The organism is Gammaproteobacteria bacterium (genome assembly GCA_009845905.1).
Taxonomy (GTDB): domain Bacteria; phylum Pseudomonadota; class Gammaproteobacteria; order Steroidobacterales; family Foliamicaceae; genus Foliamicus.
On the sequence record VXYS01000003.1, the window covers coordinates 103,016 to 117,010 of the forward strand.

The 13,995-nt window shown below is 65.2% G+C and carries 12 protein-coding genes; 11 read left to right on the forward strand and 1 reads right to left on the reverse strand.

Features of this window, described 5'->3' with window-relative positions; all coding sequences use genetic code 11:
• Window positions 1–2: 2 nt before the first annotated feature.
• The 10 genes from F4036_00570 (at window position 3) to F4036_00615 (ending at window position 11,475) form a co-directional block, all read left to right on the forward strand.
• A complete protein-coding gene (locus F4036_00570; protein ID MYK36235.1) occupies window positions 3–743 on the forward strand; it encodes an alpha/beta fold hydrolase in 741 nt (246 codons plus the stop codon).
• Window positions 744–773: 30 nt separating this feature from the next.
• On the forward strand, window positions 774–1,745 hold the full coding sequence (locus F4036_00575) for an alpha/beta hydrolase (protein ID MYK36236.1): 972 nt from the start codon (window positions 774–776) through the stop codon (window positions 1,743–1,745).
• A 30-nt stretch (window positions 1,746–1,775) separates the two neighbouring features.
• Window positions 1,776–2,876 (forward strand): hypothetical protein, encoded by a 1,101-nt coding sequence (locus F4036_00580; GenBank protein MYK36237.1) that lies wholly within the window; start codon window positions 1,776–1,778, stop codon window positions 2,874–2,876.
• A complete protein-coding gene (locus tag F4036_00585) occupies window positions 2,729–3,355 on the forward strand; it encodes a TRAP transporter small permease (GenBank protein ID MYK36238.1) in 627 nt (208 codons plus the stop codon). The genes F4036_00580 and F4036_00585 overlap by 148 nt, the downstream gene beginning before the upstream one ends.
• A complete protein-coding gene (locus tag F4036_00590; GenBank protein ID MYK36239.1) occupies window positions 3,352–4,644 on the forward strand; it encodes a TRAP transporter large permease in 1,293 nt (430 codons plus the stop codon). Before F4036_00585 ends, F4036_00590 begins: the two co-directional genes overlap by 4 nt.
• Window positions 4,645–4,709: 65 nt before the next feature.
• Entirely contained in the window at window positions 4,710–7,256 is a 2,547-nt protein-coding gene (locus tag F4036_00595) for a TonB-dependent receptor (protein MYK36240.1), read from the forward strand.
• The gene (locus F4036_00600) at window positions 7,232–8,680 is read left to right on the forward strand and encodes a sulfatase (GenBank protein ID MYK36241.1); all 1,449 of its coding nucleotides are present in this window, start codon (window positions 7,232–7,234) and stop codon (window positions 8,678–8,680) included. Before F4036_00595 ends, F4036_00600 begins: the two co-directional genes overlap by 25 nt.
• A 19-nt stretch (window positions 8,681–8,699) precedes the next feature.
• A complete protein-coding gene (locus tag F4036_00605) occupies window positions 8,700–10,028 on the forward strand; it encodes an amidohydrolase family protein (GenBank protein MYK36242.1) in 1,329 nt (442 codons plus the stop codon).
• Window positions 10,029–10,035: 7 nt separating this feature from the next.
• Entirely contained in the window at window positions 10,036–10,527 is a 492-nt protein-coding gene (locus F4036_00610) for a MarR family transcriptional regulator (protein ID MYK36243.1), read from the forward strand.
• Window positions 10,528–10,575: 48 nt separating this feature from the next.
• On the forward strand, window positions 10,576–11,475 hold the full coding sequence (locus F4036_00615; protein ID MYK36244.1) for a formylglycine-generating enzyme family protein: 900 nt from the start codon (window positions 10,576–10,578) through the stop codon (window positions 11,473–11,475).
• A 179-nt stretch (window positions 11,476–11,654) separates the two neighbouring features.
• Here F4036_00615 and F4036_00620 read toward each other — a convergent pair whose 3' ends face one another.
• Window positions 11,655–12,317 (reverse strand): hypothetical protein, encoded by a 663-nt coding sequence (locus tag F4036_00620; protein ID MYK36245.1) that lies wholly within the window; start codon window positions 12,315–12,317, stop codon window positions 11,655–11,657.
• Between F4036_00620 and F4036_00625 the strand changes: the two genes are divergently transcribed.
• Complete coding sequence (locus tag F4036_00625; GenBank protein MYK36246.1) at window positions 12,265–13,986, forward strand: carboxylesterase family protein; 1,722 nt, start codon at window positions 12,265–12,267, stop codon at window positions 13,984–13,986. The two genes, F4036_00620 and F4036_00625, sit on opposite strands and share 53 nt — an antisense overlap.
• Window positions 13,987–13,995 lie beyond the last annotated feature (9 nt).

Genomic DNA, 13,995 nt, shown 5'->3' on the forward strand with positions numbered 1-13,995 from the left:
CCATGCCCCACGTCACCAACGATGCCCTGAAGCTGCACTACGAGACCGAGGGCGCCGGACGGCCGGTCCTGTTCCTGCACGGCTACACGTCCACCATCGCCCTATGGCACGACCAGGTTCCCGTTTTCCGCCCCCACTACCGGCTGATCCGCATGGACCTCAGGGGTCACGGCGAAAGCGAGGGGACTGGCATGGACGGCTATACCTTTGCCGCCCTGGCCGGAGATGCCCTGGCCGTCCTCAATCGGGAGGGCATTGAACGAGCCACGATCGTCGGTCACTCCATGGGCGGCATGGTCGCGCAGGAACTCCTCGCCCGCCACGGCGACCGTGTGAGCGCTGCCGTTTTCAGCAGCACCACCTGCAAGGCGCCCGCGCGGGAGTACTTTCAGCCGGTCGTGGAGTGGGCCGTAAAGCTGGGCGATATCCCCCCCGGTGAACGCGCCGCCGATCCGCTGACGCGCAGTTGCAAGCCCGTTTCCGAGTCTACCGCCCGGGGCTGCGGGGAATTGCAGATGAATATGGAGAACTTCGCAGACTCGCTGAAAGGCAGCACCACGCCATGTCTTGTCATCCGGGGCAGCGAAGAATCGGCCACCATCGTCAGCGGCTCGTCCATGCTTCTAGACGTACTGCCCATTGCGCAGGAGGCGGTCATTGACGGGGCCGGCCACGTGCCCCAAATCACCCATTCCGCTGTATACAACGACGTTCTGGCCGATTTTTTGCGCCAAATGCACTAGTATTCGGAGGAACACCGTCCGGGGACAACCATGAAATACCTTCCTCTCTTCGTTGCCATGTTGGGCGTGTCTTTTTCGGCGCTTGCGCAGGGACCTTCGCCTATCAGCCTGGACGAGCTTCGCAAGAAATACGCCGGTGACGGCAGCCGGTTCGTGACCATCGACGGCGCCGAGATTCATTACCGCGACGAAGGGCAGGGCCCGGCCGTCGTTCTGCTTCACGCCTCGTACTTCAATCTGCTGTCGTGGGACGGACTGACGGAAGCCCTTGTAAACGACCACCGGGTAATACGGTTCGATTTTCCGAATGTGGGACTGAGCGGGCCGGAGACGAAGGAACCGCCGGGCGGCAGGTTCAACCTGATCGAGCGCAACGTGGAAGTCTTGAGCGGCCTTGTCGAGGAACTCGGCCTTGACCGGTTCGCCCTGGTCGCGACGTCCAGCGGGGGCAGCGTCGGGTTCCGTTACGCGTCCCGGTTCCCGGAAAACGTAACGCGGCTTGTGCTCATCAATTCCGCCGGCATGCCCCGGACGGCGCGCACGGACCCGAACCGGGCGCGTCCGGAAACCGCGCAATGGGACGACATGCCGGTCAGGCCCCGCGAGTTCTGGGAATTTTCGGTCAACCAGAATTTCCCCTCCGATGCCGACGCGCCCGACTGGTTCGTCGATCTCGCGTACGACCTCAACCGCCGCACCGAAACAACGCCGGTCGAAAAGTACTTTTTCGAGACCGGCGATCCCCAGTCCATCCTTTCCGGAATACAGGCGCCGACACTGATCCTTTGGGGCAAGGCGAACCCGACCGTCATGCACCTGGAGGGCGATGTGTTCCAACACTGGATGACCTCCGCTCCGAGCTTCCTCAAGAAATACGAGGGACTGGGGCACTACCCCTATGTCGAGGCCCCGGAGCGGGTCATCCCGGACGTTGCGGCGTTTCTCGCCGGCTCATGGGACGACAGGTTGAGGCAGACGCAGCGGGTCAAGGTAACGCCTTAGGGGGTTGACCTGCCCGATCCGGTGGCGCCGATGGACCGCTCCGCCTGGCCTTGCGGGCTGATCGGCGCGCTGTTACTCGTTTGTGCGCCGGCGGCGGCAAGCGCGGCGGACCCGGTCGAACTGGTAGTCAACCAGGTCGCGCCGCCGAATCACTTCTACCACAGGGACGTACTCGTGCCCTGGGCCGGGGAGGTCGCCCGGGTCACGCAAGGACGGGTCAGGCTGAGGTTCAGCGTGGCGCCGCTGGGCAGCTACCGCCGCAACTTCGACATGGCCTGGGCCGGCCTGGTCGATATCGCCGGCGGCAACCAGAGCTCGACGCCGGGCCGCTTCGTCGTGACGCAGGTCAATGAAACGCCGTTTCTGGCCAGCAGCGACGTCGAGGCTCTTTCGGTCGCATTGTGGCGCACGCACGAACGCTTTCTCCACAGGGCCGAGGAATTCGCGGGGACCCGGTTGCTGGCGCTGCACGCCAGCGGCACCCAGCACTGGTTCACGGTGGAGAAGCCGATTGAGCGGCTTGACGACATACGCGGGCTCAAGATGGCGGCGCCCAGCGACGTGGGCGCCCGGTTGCTGTCCGCCGTCGGCGCGATTCCCGTTTTCCTGACCGCGCCGGAAATCCACGATGCGCTGTCGCGCGGAATCCTCGACGGCGTGAGCATGCCCTACAGCGGCGTTACCCGCCTGGGCCTGCAGCCGTATCTTCGCTATCAGACGCGCCTGGCCGGCGGCGTGGGTTTGAGCTTCGGGGGGTTTTTCCTGACCGCCAATGCTAGGAGCTGGTCGCGCATACCGACCGCTGACCAGGCGGCGATACTCGGGATTTCGGGCGAGGCGTACGCCCGCCGGGCGGCCAAGGTCTTCAACAGGGAAGGGGCGGCGTCGGCGCGGGAAATGCTGGCGGCCGGCATCGTCGATGTGGAGACGGCCGCCGGGTTTGACGACGATCTTCGTGAGGCCACGGCGTTCCTGGACATCGAATGGATGGCGAAGGCCGAGGCCGCGGGGGTGGACGCCGGGGCCGCGCTTCAGTACTTCCGCGAGGAGGTGCGGCGCGAGAGCGAGCGGCTCGGGGGCCCGCGCCCGGCAGGCGAAGTCCCGGGGGACGAAGGCGAGGCCGCGCGGTGAAGCGTTTTCTGCTGCTCTCCAGGCGGGTCCTCCAGTGGCTCACGGGAAGCCTGCTGATCGTATTGATGCTGCTGACCTTCGTCGACGTGATCGGCCGCTACTTCCTCGGGCAACCCGTGCCCGGCGGTCACGTGCTCGTTCAGTGCCTGGTCTGCCTGCTCGTGTTTACCGGGCTGCCCCTCGTGGTCCTGGACGACGAGCACCTGCGCGTGCGCCTGTTTGACCGGCGAATGACGCAAGGGCAACGGAAGTGGCGGGACTTCGCCGTCAAACTCGTCATCGTCGGCGCGCTGGCGGTCCTGGCCGGCCAGATGTTCTGGCAGACGGCGTATTTTTCCGGCAACGGCGAGTATTTCGAGTCGATCCGAATCCCGGTGAGCTGGATGGCGGGCTACGCCGCGGTCACGACCGGCGTCGCCGCCCTTTTCGCTATCGGCAATCTTTTCGTCGGGCCGGGCCCCGGGGAGGAGCAGGCGTGACGCTGTTCGTCGCGGCCGTCGTCCTGCTGCTGTTGCTGCTGCTGGCGGGCCTGCCGATCGCGTTCAGCCTGGCCCTGGTAGGCGTGGGCGGATTTGCGCTCGTGCGCGGTCCCGACGCCGCCTTCATCATGATCGGCCAGGTCGGCCTGGACGCGGCCACGAACTACAACTTCTCGGTCCTGCCGCTGTTCATTCTGATGGGCAACATCATCGGGCGCACCGGGCTTGCGCGCGACCTGTACGCGTGCGCTTACGCGTTTCTCGGCCATCGCCGCGGCGGCCTGGCGATGGCCACGATCGGCGCCAGCGGGGGCTTTGCCGCGATTTCGGGCTCCAGCTACGCCTGCGCCGCTACGATGACGGGGATCTCGGTACCGGAAATGCGCGATTACCGATATGAGCCCGGTTTCGCCGCCGCGTCCGTGGCCGTGGGCGGCACGCTGGGCGTTCTCATTCCGCCCAGCGTGGGCATGGTCTTCTATTCGCTCATTACCGGCGTGTCGCTGGCCAAGATGATGATTGCCGGCATTCTCCCCGGCCTGCTGACAATCGTGCTGTACATGCTCACGATTTCCGCCGTGACCCGCTGGCGCCCCACCTACGGTCCCGCCGGGGAAAGGAGCGGCTGGCGCGTGCGCCTGCGTTCGCTGACCGGAGTCTGGCCGATCCTGGCGCTGTTCACGCTCATCATCGGCGGCATATACGTCGGGGTCTTCACCGCGATGGAGGCGGCCGGCGTCGGCGCGGCGGGCGCTCTGGCGATTTCGCTGATCCGGCGGCAACTCACCGTCGCGGCCCTGATGAAGGCCCTGGTGAGCACCGTCAAGACGTCGGTCAGCCTCTTTCTCGTGTTCCTGGGCGCCCTGTTGTTCGCCAACCTCGTGACCATTACCGGCGTGCCGGTCATCCTGCTGGAGCTGATCTCGGATTCCGGTTTTTCGGCGATGACGATACTGGGAATCACGGTCCTGGTGTTCCTGGCGCTCGGCTGCATCCTCGAGAGCAGTTCCCTGCTGTTGCTCACGCTGCCCATCTTCTTCCCGGTACTCACCGGAGTGGGTTTCGATCCGGTCTGGTTCGGCATATTCGTGATCATCGTCGCCGAGATCGGACTCATCACGCCGCCGGTGGGGATGAACGTTTTCGTGGTCGGTTCGATGCTGCCGGACGTGCCCGTGCAGAAGATATTCCGCGGACTGGGACCGTTCCTGCTGGCGGATTTTCTGCGGCTCGCGCTGCTGATCCTGCTGCCGGCCATCGCGCTGCTGCTGCCGAACCTGATGTCCTGAGCGCCTCCTGCGCACCCGATTGACGGGTGAAAAGGTTTAGCTGTAAAGTGTTTGCGTTTTGATCCATGGAGCCTGCGGTGCCCCGGGGGCCGTCAGGCGCTGCCCACAAGGGGGACCCAATGACCAAAAGGACCGTTTTTTCACTTCTGCCGCTGCTGGCGTTGAGCCTGCCGGCGTCATTGCCCGCGCAGGAGGACGGCGCGCAGGCACTCGACGAGATCATCGTGACCGCGCAACGCCGCGAGCAGACCCTGCAGGACGTGCCGATCAGCATCACCGCGTTTTCCGCCGAGCAGATCGAACGCAGCAATTTCAAGGGCGCCAGGGACTTCCTGGAGATGACGCCCAACGTTGCGTTCACGGCCAACGATCAGCAGGGCAACAAGAACGGCGACATTTCGATTCGCGGACTGGGCGACCTGACCAACGGCGGCAATGAGCGCCTGATCCAGTCCCGGCCCACCATCGGCTATTTCGTCGACGATTTCAGCACCGCCTTCGTGGCCAGCGGCAGCGCCAATCCGCCCCTGGACGACATCGAACGCATCGAGGTCCTGCGCGGTCCGCAAGGGACCTACTTCGGGCGCAACGCGACTGGCGGCGCCATCAACGTCATCTCCAAGAAGCCCGACGAGAACGGCATGGCCAAGGTCCGGCTGGCCGTCGGCAATCACGGCGGCTACGAATACGGCGTGATCGGCAATGTGCCCGTCAACGACGAGCTGTTCGCGCGCGGCGGCGCAGCGTTCACCTCCAGCGACGGCTTCGTGGACAACCTGCATCCCACCGGCAACGACACGGGCTTTGACAATCTCAACATGCGCGCGGCCGTGCGGTGGAAGCCGGGCGACTGGACGATCGACCTGGCGGGGCAGTACATCGAGGAAGAGGACCACCAGCAGGCGCGTATTCCGAGCATGTCCGGACCGGCCGGGTTCCTGTTCAATGCTTCCGGCGGACCCGTGGCGGATGCTCCGACCTGCGGCCTCGGTGCATCGATATTCGCCGAGAACGGCAACAGCGACAAGATGTGCGAAGACCAGCCCGGGTATACCGACGTCGAGAACCTCGTCCTCACCGCGAAACTCGAGTACCTGGGCTCGCGATTCGGCATTACCGCGATTACCGGAATGATCGACAGCGACATGTACCAGTACGAGGACATCGACAACAGCGGCATGGATTTCTTCAACCGGATTTCCGATTACGAGAGCGAGTCCATCAGCCAGGAAGTGCGCCTTTTCTCGACCGAACCCCTGATGATGGGCGCGACGCCCGTGCAATGGATGGTGGGCGCCATCGCCTACGACGATGAGGCCCAGGTGAACAACACGATCATCTCCGGCCACGATGTGATCGAGGCCGGCAGGTTCCCGGGTGGAGGACCGCTTGGCGCCACGACTCCGGGCGACCATCCCAACGAGAACGAAATCACCGTCCAGCGTGACGGCTTCGCGGCCTTCTTCGACCTTGGGTTCGAGGTCACGGACGCGGTAACGGTATCGGTCAGCGGTCGGTATTCGTCCGACGACGACCGGCAGTTCTGGCAAAACACCTATGCGTCCTTCGCCTGCGGCCGCCGCGCGGTGGTCGACGGCGTGCCGGCCCCCTTCCTTGACAATTGCGCGCTGCAACCGGAGCAGAACGTGCTGATCTACACCGGCCCCAACGGCGCTCAATTCACGAGCGGCGGTCGGTTCGACCAGACGATTGACAATCCCTATCTGGATACAAGCAACGACGGCAGCAACTTCTCCCCCCGCGTGGCGCTCAACTGGAACTACAGCGACGATGCGTCGGCCTACGCGACGATCTCCACCGGCTATCGTGCGCCAGGGGCCCGGACGGCGCCCGATGGCGTGTCACGCACCGGCGGTCCAAGCTACGACCCGCGCTCTCAGTTTGACGAGGAAACCGTCACCAATTACGAGATCGGCTGGAAGGCGTTCCTGAACAATCGCCGCACCCAGGTGGAGGCCGCCGTCTTCCGCATGGACTGGGAGGACATGCAGGTGCGCCTGGCCCAGACGCGCTGTCTGCCCGGGCAGGAAATCAGGCCCTCGCCGGCGGACTGCCCGCCCAACGGGACCGGCTTTGCCCCGCTTAACGTGGTGGCGAACGCCGATTCCGCCAGCAGCCAGGGCCTCGAGATCAGCGCCCAGACCCTGGTCGGCGATTCGATCACGCTGATGGCCGCAATCGGATTCATGGACGCCAAGTTCGACAGTTTTGCCAACGCGCCCCAGGGCGACGTGAGCGGCGAGGAATTGCCCAGCGCACCGGAAACGACAGCGTCCGTCTCCGGGCAGTATGACTGGGAAGCGAACGGCTTCAGCGGCTATGTGCGGCTGACGGCAAACTACCGCTCCGAAATGGTCGCGCGTTTCTCGGACATTCCGGCCTCGGTGTTCCCCCGGGTTTCGCCCTCCGCGACGATCGTGAACCTTCAGGCGGGACTGGACTGGAGTAATCACAGCCTGACGCTCAATATGTCGAACCTGCTGGACGAGGACTATTACTCGGGCGTGGACAGCTTCTCGCATTCGGGCGCGGTGACCACGCCCGGCGGCCAGTTCGTCAACCTCGCCTGGACGATGACCGCGGACTTCTAAGAGGACTCTTGCCGGCACGCCACGCACGCGCCCGCCTGCCTGAAATTGCGGCGGTTCTGCTGCTGGCGGCGGGCTGCGCGGGCCCCGATACTCCTGCGCCGGGCAGTCCCGATGCGGGGCCGGCGCGGCCTGCTGGCGGCGGTCCATCCGCCCGGGCCGCAACACCGCCCAATATCGTCGTAATCCTCGCCGACGATCTCGGTTACGGCGATATCGGCGCATACGGCGCCAAGCGGATCAGGACGCCGAATATCGACCGCCTTGCGGCGGCCGGATTGCGGTTCACGCAAGGCTATGCCAGCGCAAACGTCTGCTCGCCTTCGCGGGCGGGACTCATGACGGGCCGCTATGCGATCCGCTCGGGCCTGGCCTTCAAGGTGGTCGACGCGGGTTCAACGCACGGACTCCCGGAAGCGGAGGAAACGCTGGGCGAACTGGTGAAACGGGAGGGCTACAGGACGCTCTACGTGGGCAAGTGGCACCTGGGTAATTTCCCCGAACATCTCCCGCTCAAACATGGCTTCGACGAATTCTTCGGGGCTCCGGCAAGCAACGACATGCCGAATTTCGCGCTCTACGACGGCGACGTCCTGGTCGAGCAACCGGTCGACCAGAGCACGCTTACCCGGCGGTATACGGACCGCGCCATGCGTTTCATCGCGGAGAATTCGGACGCGCCGTTCATGCTGTTCCTCGCGCACACCTTTCCGCACATCCCGCTCTACGCCTCCGGGGAGTTTCTCGGGAAATCCGGGGCCGGCCTGTACGGCGATACGGTTGAAGAGCTGGACTGGAGCACCGGGCAGTTGCTGGCCGCGCTCGAAGAGCAGGGCATTTCGGAGAACACGCTGGTCATCTTCACCAGCGACAACGGCCCGTTCTTCGAAGGCGGGACCGGCGGACTCCGGGGCGGCAAGGGCACCTCCTGGGACGGCGGCTACCGCGTGCCCCTGATTGCGAGCTGGCCCGGGGTCGTCGCTGCGGGCCGCGTGACCGGCGCCATGGCGATGAACATCGACGTGCTGCCGACGATCGCCGACATACTCGGCCTTGAGGCGGCGGCGGCCACGGTGGACGGGCGCAGCCTGCTGCCCGTGTTCCGGGGCGCGGAGGAGTCCGCGCACGATTTCCTCTATTACTTCAACAACGAGCGCGTGGTCGGCGTGCGCTCGCAAGACTGGAAATACGTAACCCACGCGTACTACCTCGGCAGCCTCGGCGCGTTCGAGAAGTTCGACCAGCTGCCAGGTTTTGCCGCGCCGTACGAGATGCTGCTGGACGCCGACGGCATCGACGGCGAGGCCTACAGCTATGCTGACCGCTTTCCGGGCATACTGAACGAACACAAGGAAGCGCTGATGAGCGCCCGGCGGCATTTCGACACGCTGCGCACGCGCGACCTTGAAACAACCTATCCGCAGTAGCGGGGCATTGGGAGGAGCGATGGACTGGAAACGGCTGCTGCGAGGATCGCTGGCCGGCGCGGTGCTTGCCTGCCTGGGGCCGGCGCTCACGGCTGAAACGGATACCGGCCGGCAGCAGCCGGGCGTGCTGGTCGTCCATGCCGGAACGGTGATTGCCGTGCCGGGCAGCGAAGTGCTCACGGACCAGACCATCGTAGTAAGCGATGGAAGGATTGCCGCGGTCCGGGACGGCTTCGTCGATCCGTCGGCCGCGGCGGACAGCGACAGCGCACACGTCGAGTTTCTGGATCTGAGGGATGCCGTGCTGCTGCCCGGCCTGATGGACATGCACGTGCACCTTTCCATGGAGTTCGGCGTCGAAGGCCAGCGCAGTTACGGCGTATCGGACCCGTATGCGGTCCAGCATCGCGTCGCGAAGGACGACGCCTATTTCATGGTGAACGCGATTGACAATGCCAGGAAGACGCTTGAGGCCGGGTTCACGACCGTCCGGAACGTCGGCGCCGACGGTTGGCATATCTTCGCGTTGCGCGACGGGATTCGCGACGGCCTCCTGACCGGCCCGCGCATCATCACCGCGGGACACCATATCCGGCTGGGCGCCGACGAGGGGCCGGGCGCCTGCTGGAGCGTCGAGTCCTGCCGCCGCGCAACCCGCGTGCAGATCGACATGGGCGCCGACCTGATCAAGGTCGTGGCCACATGCAGCGGCTCGAAGCCCTGCGGCAACCAGTTCGCTCCTGCGGTCATTCTGGAGGACGAGTTTCGGGCGATCGTGGAGGTGGCCGGCACCCGTGGGCTGAAGGTGGCCGCGCACGCACACGGCACCGACGGCATCAATCTGGCGGCGCGTCTCGGCGCGTGGTCCATAGAACATGGTTCGTTCAACGACGCGGAATCCCACCGGATCATGCGCGAGAACGGCGTTTACCTGGTGCCGACGCTGGCCGTACAGGACAACATCCGCGCGGACATCGACAGCGCGGACGACGACATGGTCGGCCTGATGCGGAGCTTTCTCGACAATCACGGGCCCCGCATATTCGCCGCGCACAAGGCCGGCGTTACGATCGCGGCCGGCACCGACGCCGGGGTCACGAAGCACGGCAACAATGCGCGCGAACTCGAGTTGTACGTCGAGCACGGCCTGACACCGGAAGAGGCGATCGTTACGGCTACCGTGAACGCCGCGGCGGCGATCGGCATGGAGGACGAACTGGGAACGGTGGAGCCGGGCAGGATTGCCGATCTGATCGCCGTTGCCGGCGACCCGCTAACCGATATCTCGGTGCTCATGAACGTCCAGGTCGTAATTCAGGGCGGCCGGGTCGTCAAGGACACGCGCTGAGGGGCAGATGGACAAGCCGACCGTATTCGACCTGGTTCTGGAGTCGCTGCCGGAGAAAGCCCACCATCGCCGGGCCTGGCTGGGGCTGCTCCGGTGTTTCTCAAGCATCGACCGGGTGCTGATGCGGCGCTTTTCGGAAAAATTCAATTCCAGCCTGCCGCGCTATGACGTCCTGACCGCCCTGGCGCTGTCGCCGAACGGCATGACCATGGGAGAACTGGCCTCCAGCCTGATGGTTACCAAGGGCAACATCACCGGCGTCGTCAGCCGGCTGAAGCAGGACGGCCTGGTCAGAAAAATCACGTCAAGATCGGACCGGCGGATTCAGTCCGTGACCCTTTCGGCCGAGGGCAGGGCGCTTTGGGACGCCATGCACGCCGACTACGACGAAACGGTTTCGGAGATTCTTTCCGGCCAACCCACCGAGGATCTGGACGCGCTGTCCGAAATGCTGGAAAACACGCGCGTCGCCGTCCAGGGCAAAACCCGGGCAGGCTAGTGCCGGTCCTGGGCGCGAGGACGTCTCGTCCTCGGCGATAATTCGCCAATGCAGTGGGTAACACGCCTGCGACGCACGCTGCCCGCGGGACTGGCGATCTCCGCCGCGCTGGCTTGCGGCTGCGTTGGCCCGGCCGCTCCCGGCGCGCCGGGGATGCTGCTGGTCCCGGGCGGAGAATTCACGATGGGCGCCAACGACGGCCTGCCTTACGAGGGTCCGGCGCACACGGTCGCGCTCGATGATTTCCTGCTGGACCGGCACGAGGTCACGAACGCCCAGTACGCCGAGTTCGCCGACGCCACCGGCCATGTCACGGAGTCCGAAAGGCTGGGCTGGTCCGGTGTCTTCGACCCGCGGCGCGGCGGGTGGACCCGGGGCGACGGCGCCGACTGGCGCCATCCTTCGGGACCCGGCTCCTCACATCGGGACATGGACGATTACCCGGTCGTGCACGTTTCCTGGTTCGACGCCGCCGCCTACTGCGAATGGCGCGGTGCCCGGCTTCCTACCGAAGCGGAATTCGAATACGCGGCGCGCGGCGGAGTGGCCGACGCCCGCTATGCCTGGGGAGACCAACTCACGCCCGGCGGAGCGCACCAGGCGAACCTCTGGCAGGGCGAGTTTCCGGTCCGGGACGGGGGACAAGACGGTTTTTCGGGCCTGGCGCCGGTCGGGACCTTTCCTCCCAACGGGTTCGGGTTCCTCGATCTGACAGGCAACGTCTGGGAGTGGGTCCAGGACTGGTACGCAGCGGATTATTTCCTGTATTCGCCGAGAAAGAATCCGAAGGGCCCCGCCGGCGGAACCCAGAAGGTGCATCGGGGCGGGAGCTGGCTGTGCAGCGAGAACTACTGTCGCGGATACCGCCTGGAGGCCCGGATGATGACTCCCCCCGACTCGGGCCTGAACAACCTGGGATTCCGTTGCGCGGCCGATCCGCGAAGCTGAGCCGGTGATACGGGTTCGCTCCGAGCCCGCCCTTCATTGCCCTCTTTCCTCCGGGGGACGCATGACTACTTGAAGCTTGCCCCGGAGGGCAAGAACCCATCCATGGGGCTCGGCGGCGGCTCCTGCCGCCGACGCCCCCGGAAGAAAGAGGGCAATGAAGGGCTCGCGTATGCGTGTTCCTACCAGGGTTTTGCGGTTCCCAGGTAGGCGGCGATCAGCACCATCGCGAGGATGCTGTGGCTGCCCCATTGGGCCCGGCGTAGCGTGGCGATCAGTTGCTGCGGGTCGGGACCCGATTCGGCGGCGGCGTCGACGGACGCGAACCGCACGGCCCGGGTCTGCCAGCGGATCCAGCCGCTCACGACCAGGACCAGTCCGAACAGCAGAACCTTGGCGGCCAGCCAGTTCGTCTGGATCATGCCCTCGCCGGTAAAGCCGACCACGGCGTCATAGACGTTGCCGAGGCCGATGACGATGCGCAGCACGCACTCGAACTTGTAGATGCGTTGAGCCAACTTCGAGGCACCGGTCAACTCGGACATCAGCGCGATGGCCAGCCAGACCAGGCCGACCACCCAGGTGGCGATCAGCCAGCTCGAGGACATCAGCGTGTAGACGCCGAGATCGGTGGCGATCTGAACGCCCAGGGGCAGGAGCAGGACCAGCATGATGGCGGAGACCGCGTCCGCGTAGCGCTTTACGCGCACCGCCAGGGAGCGGGTGGCCTGGCTGCCGGACGGCCCGCCGGCCAACCGCAACGCGTACAGCGCCGGGAGTTCGATACCGACGATGACCGCAAACACCAGTACGTGCAGAAAGTTGAAGATGCCGTATGCAATCATGTTCCGGTCCTGTTTTCTCGCTCGCCGGCATTGTAAGACGAAGTGGCGTTGCAATCGCTTCGGCGCCGTATCGGTTATCGTTTTGCATCGCCGCAGCTTTACGGCCGGGAACATGAACCCGATGAAACGACTCATACCGGCGCTCGCCCTGGCTCTCCTGAGCGCGCAGGCGCTCGCCCAGACGGGGCCCATCGCGGAGATCGGCCAGGGCCGGGTTCGCGGCTTCAGCGAAGACGGGATCCACAACTTCCGAAATATCCCGTTCGCCGCTCCGCCGGTTGGCGAGCTGCGCTGGCGCCGCGCCCAGCCCGCTCCGGGCTGGGCGGACATTAGGGACGCCACGGCTTTCGGCGCCGTGTGTCCGCAGCGCCTGATGCCCGGGCGGAATGCCGAGGGGGTGCAGGACCGGCCCATGAATGAGGATTGCCTGTATCTCAATGTCTGGACGCCGGACCTGAATCCGCCGGAGCCGCTGGCCGTCATGGTCTGGATCCTGCCGGGAGGGTTCACTTTCGGCGACGCGGGAATGCCCGTATATAACGGATCCGGGCTGGCCGGGCAGGGCGTGGTCGTGGTCACCTTCAACCAGCGTCTCGGCTTTCTCGGCCAGTTCGCGCACCCGGCCCTGAGCGCCCTGGAGCCGGACCACGCCATCGGCAACTTTTATCTTTCCGATCAGGTTGCGGCGCTCGAGTGGGTGCGCGACAACATTTCGGCTTTTGGCGGCGATCCCGACAACGTCACCATATTCGGAATGTCCGCGGGCGGCGTGGCGGTGAACTACCTGCTCGCATTGCCGGCCGCCGGGGGGCTGTTCCACAAGGCCGCTTCGCAGAGCTCGAACGTTCGGCCGTACCGGCCCAGACAACTATCCGACGATCGCGACGGACGGCCGTCGCTGGAGACTTCGGGCCAGGACATGGTCCGCAGTCTGGGCGTGGAAGGGTCCGGGGAAGAGGCCGTTACGGGGTTGAGAGCCCTTTCCTGGCGGAAGATATTCGATTACCAGGATCAACTCCCGCTCGGATCGATGAACCCGGCCGTGGACGGCAGGTTTCTGCCGGAAGCGCTGGGTCCCGTGTTCTCACAGGGGCGTCAGCATGACGTTCCGTACCTGACGGGCGCGACCAGCTGGGAAGGCAGCCTGCTCATGCGGATGAACAACGCCGACGTCCTGCTTGACGCGCTGGACATCAGCCGCGACGAGATTCGCGATCTGTACGGCGAAGTGGATGAGCGCACGATCCTGAACAACCTGGAATTCGACACGTTCTTCGGTTCGCAGCGCTGGCTGGCCAGGCAGCACGCCAGGGCCGGAAAGCCCACGTTTCTCTATCATTTCGACTACGTTTACGAGAAGCAGTACGGCAGCGTTCCAGGCGCCTTTCACGGCGCGGAGACCGCACACGTGTTCAAGACACTGGACACGCGGGCGCCGGATGGGCCGACCGAGCAGGATTGGGCGATGAGCGAACTGGTGAGCGCCTACTGGGTGAGCTTCGCTAAGACCGGCGATCCCAACGGCGGCGGACGGCCTGTCTGGCCGTTGCACACTACCGATTCGGACATTCTTCTGGACTTCGGCCAGGACGGCGTGAGACCGGTCATCGGGCTCGAACGGCGGCGTATGCAGTTCATGGAGAACCGCTACGATTCGGGCCGGATGTAATGTTTGCGC

Excerpts from the sequence above, each read along its gene's own strand:
- F4036_00570 (MYK36235.1), top strand. The coding sequence starts at position 3 with ATGCCCCACGTCACCAACGATGCCCTGAAGCTGCACTACGAGACCGAG.
- F4036_00575 (MYK36236.1), top strand. The coding sequence starts at position 774 with ATGAAATACCTTCCTCTCTTCGTTGCCATGTTGGGCGTGTCTTTTTCG.
- F4036_00580 (MYK36237.1), top strand. The coding sequence starts at position 1,776 with ATGGACCGCTCCGCCTGGCCTTGCGGGCTGATCGGCGCGCTGTTACTC.
- F4036_00585 (MYK36238.1), top strand. The coding sequence starts at position 2,729 with ATGGATGGCGAAGGCCGAGGCCGCGGGGGTGGACGCCGGGGCCGCGCT.
- F4036_00595 (MYK36240.1), top strand. The coding sequence starts at position 4,710 with ATGGAGCCTGCGGTGCCCCGGGGGCCGTCAGGCGCTGCCCACAAGGGG.
- F4036_00605 (MYK36242.1), top strand. The coding sequence starts at position 8,700 with ATGGACTGGAAACGGCTGCTGCGAGGATCGCTGGCCGGCGCGGTGCTT.
- F4036_00610 (MYK36243.1), top strand. The coding sequence starts at position 10,036 with ATGGACAAGCCGACCGTATTCGACCTGGTTCTGGAGTCGCTGCCGGAG.
- F4036_00615 (MYK36244.1), top strand. The coding sequence starts at position 10,576 with ATGCAGTGGGTAACACGCCTGCGACGCACGCTGCCCGCGGGACTGGCG.
- F4036_00625 (MYK36246.1), top strand. The coding sequence starts at position 12,265 with ATGACCGCAAACACCAGTACGTGCAGAAAGTTGAAGATGCCGTATGCA.
- F4036_00620 (MYK36245.1), bottom strand. The coding sequence starts at position 12,317 with ATGATTGCATACGGCATCTTCAACTTTCTGCACGTACTGGTGTTTGCG.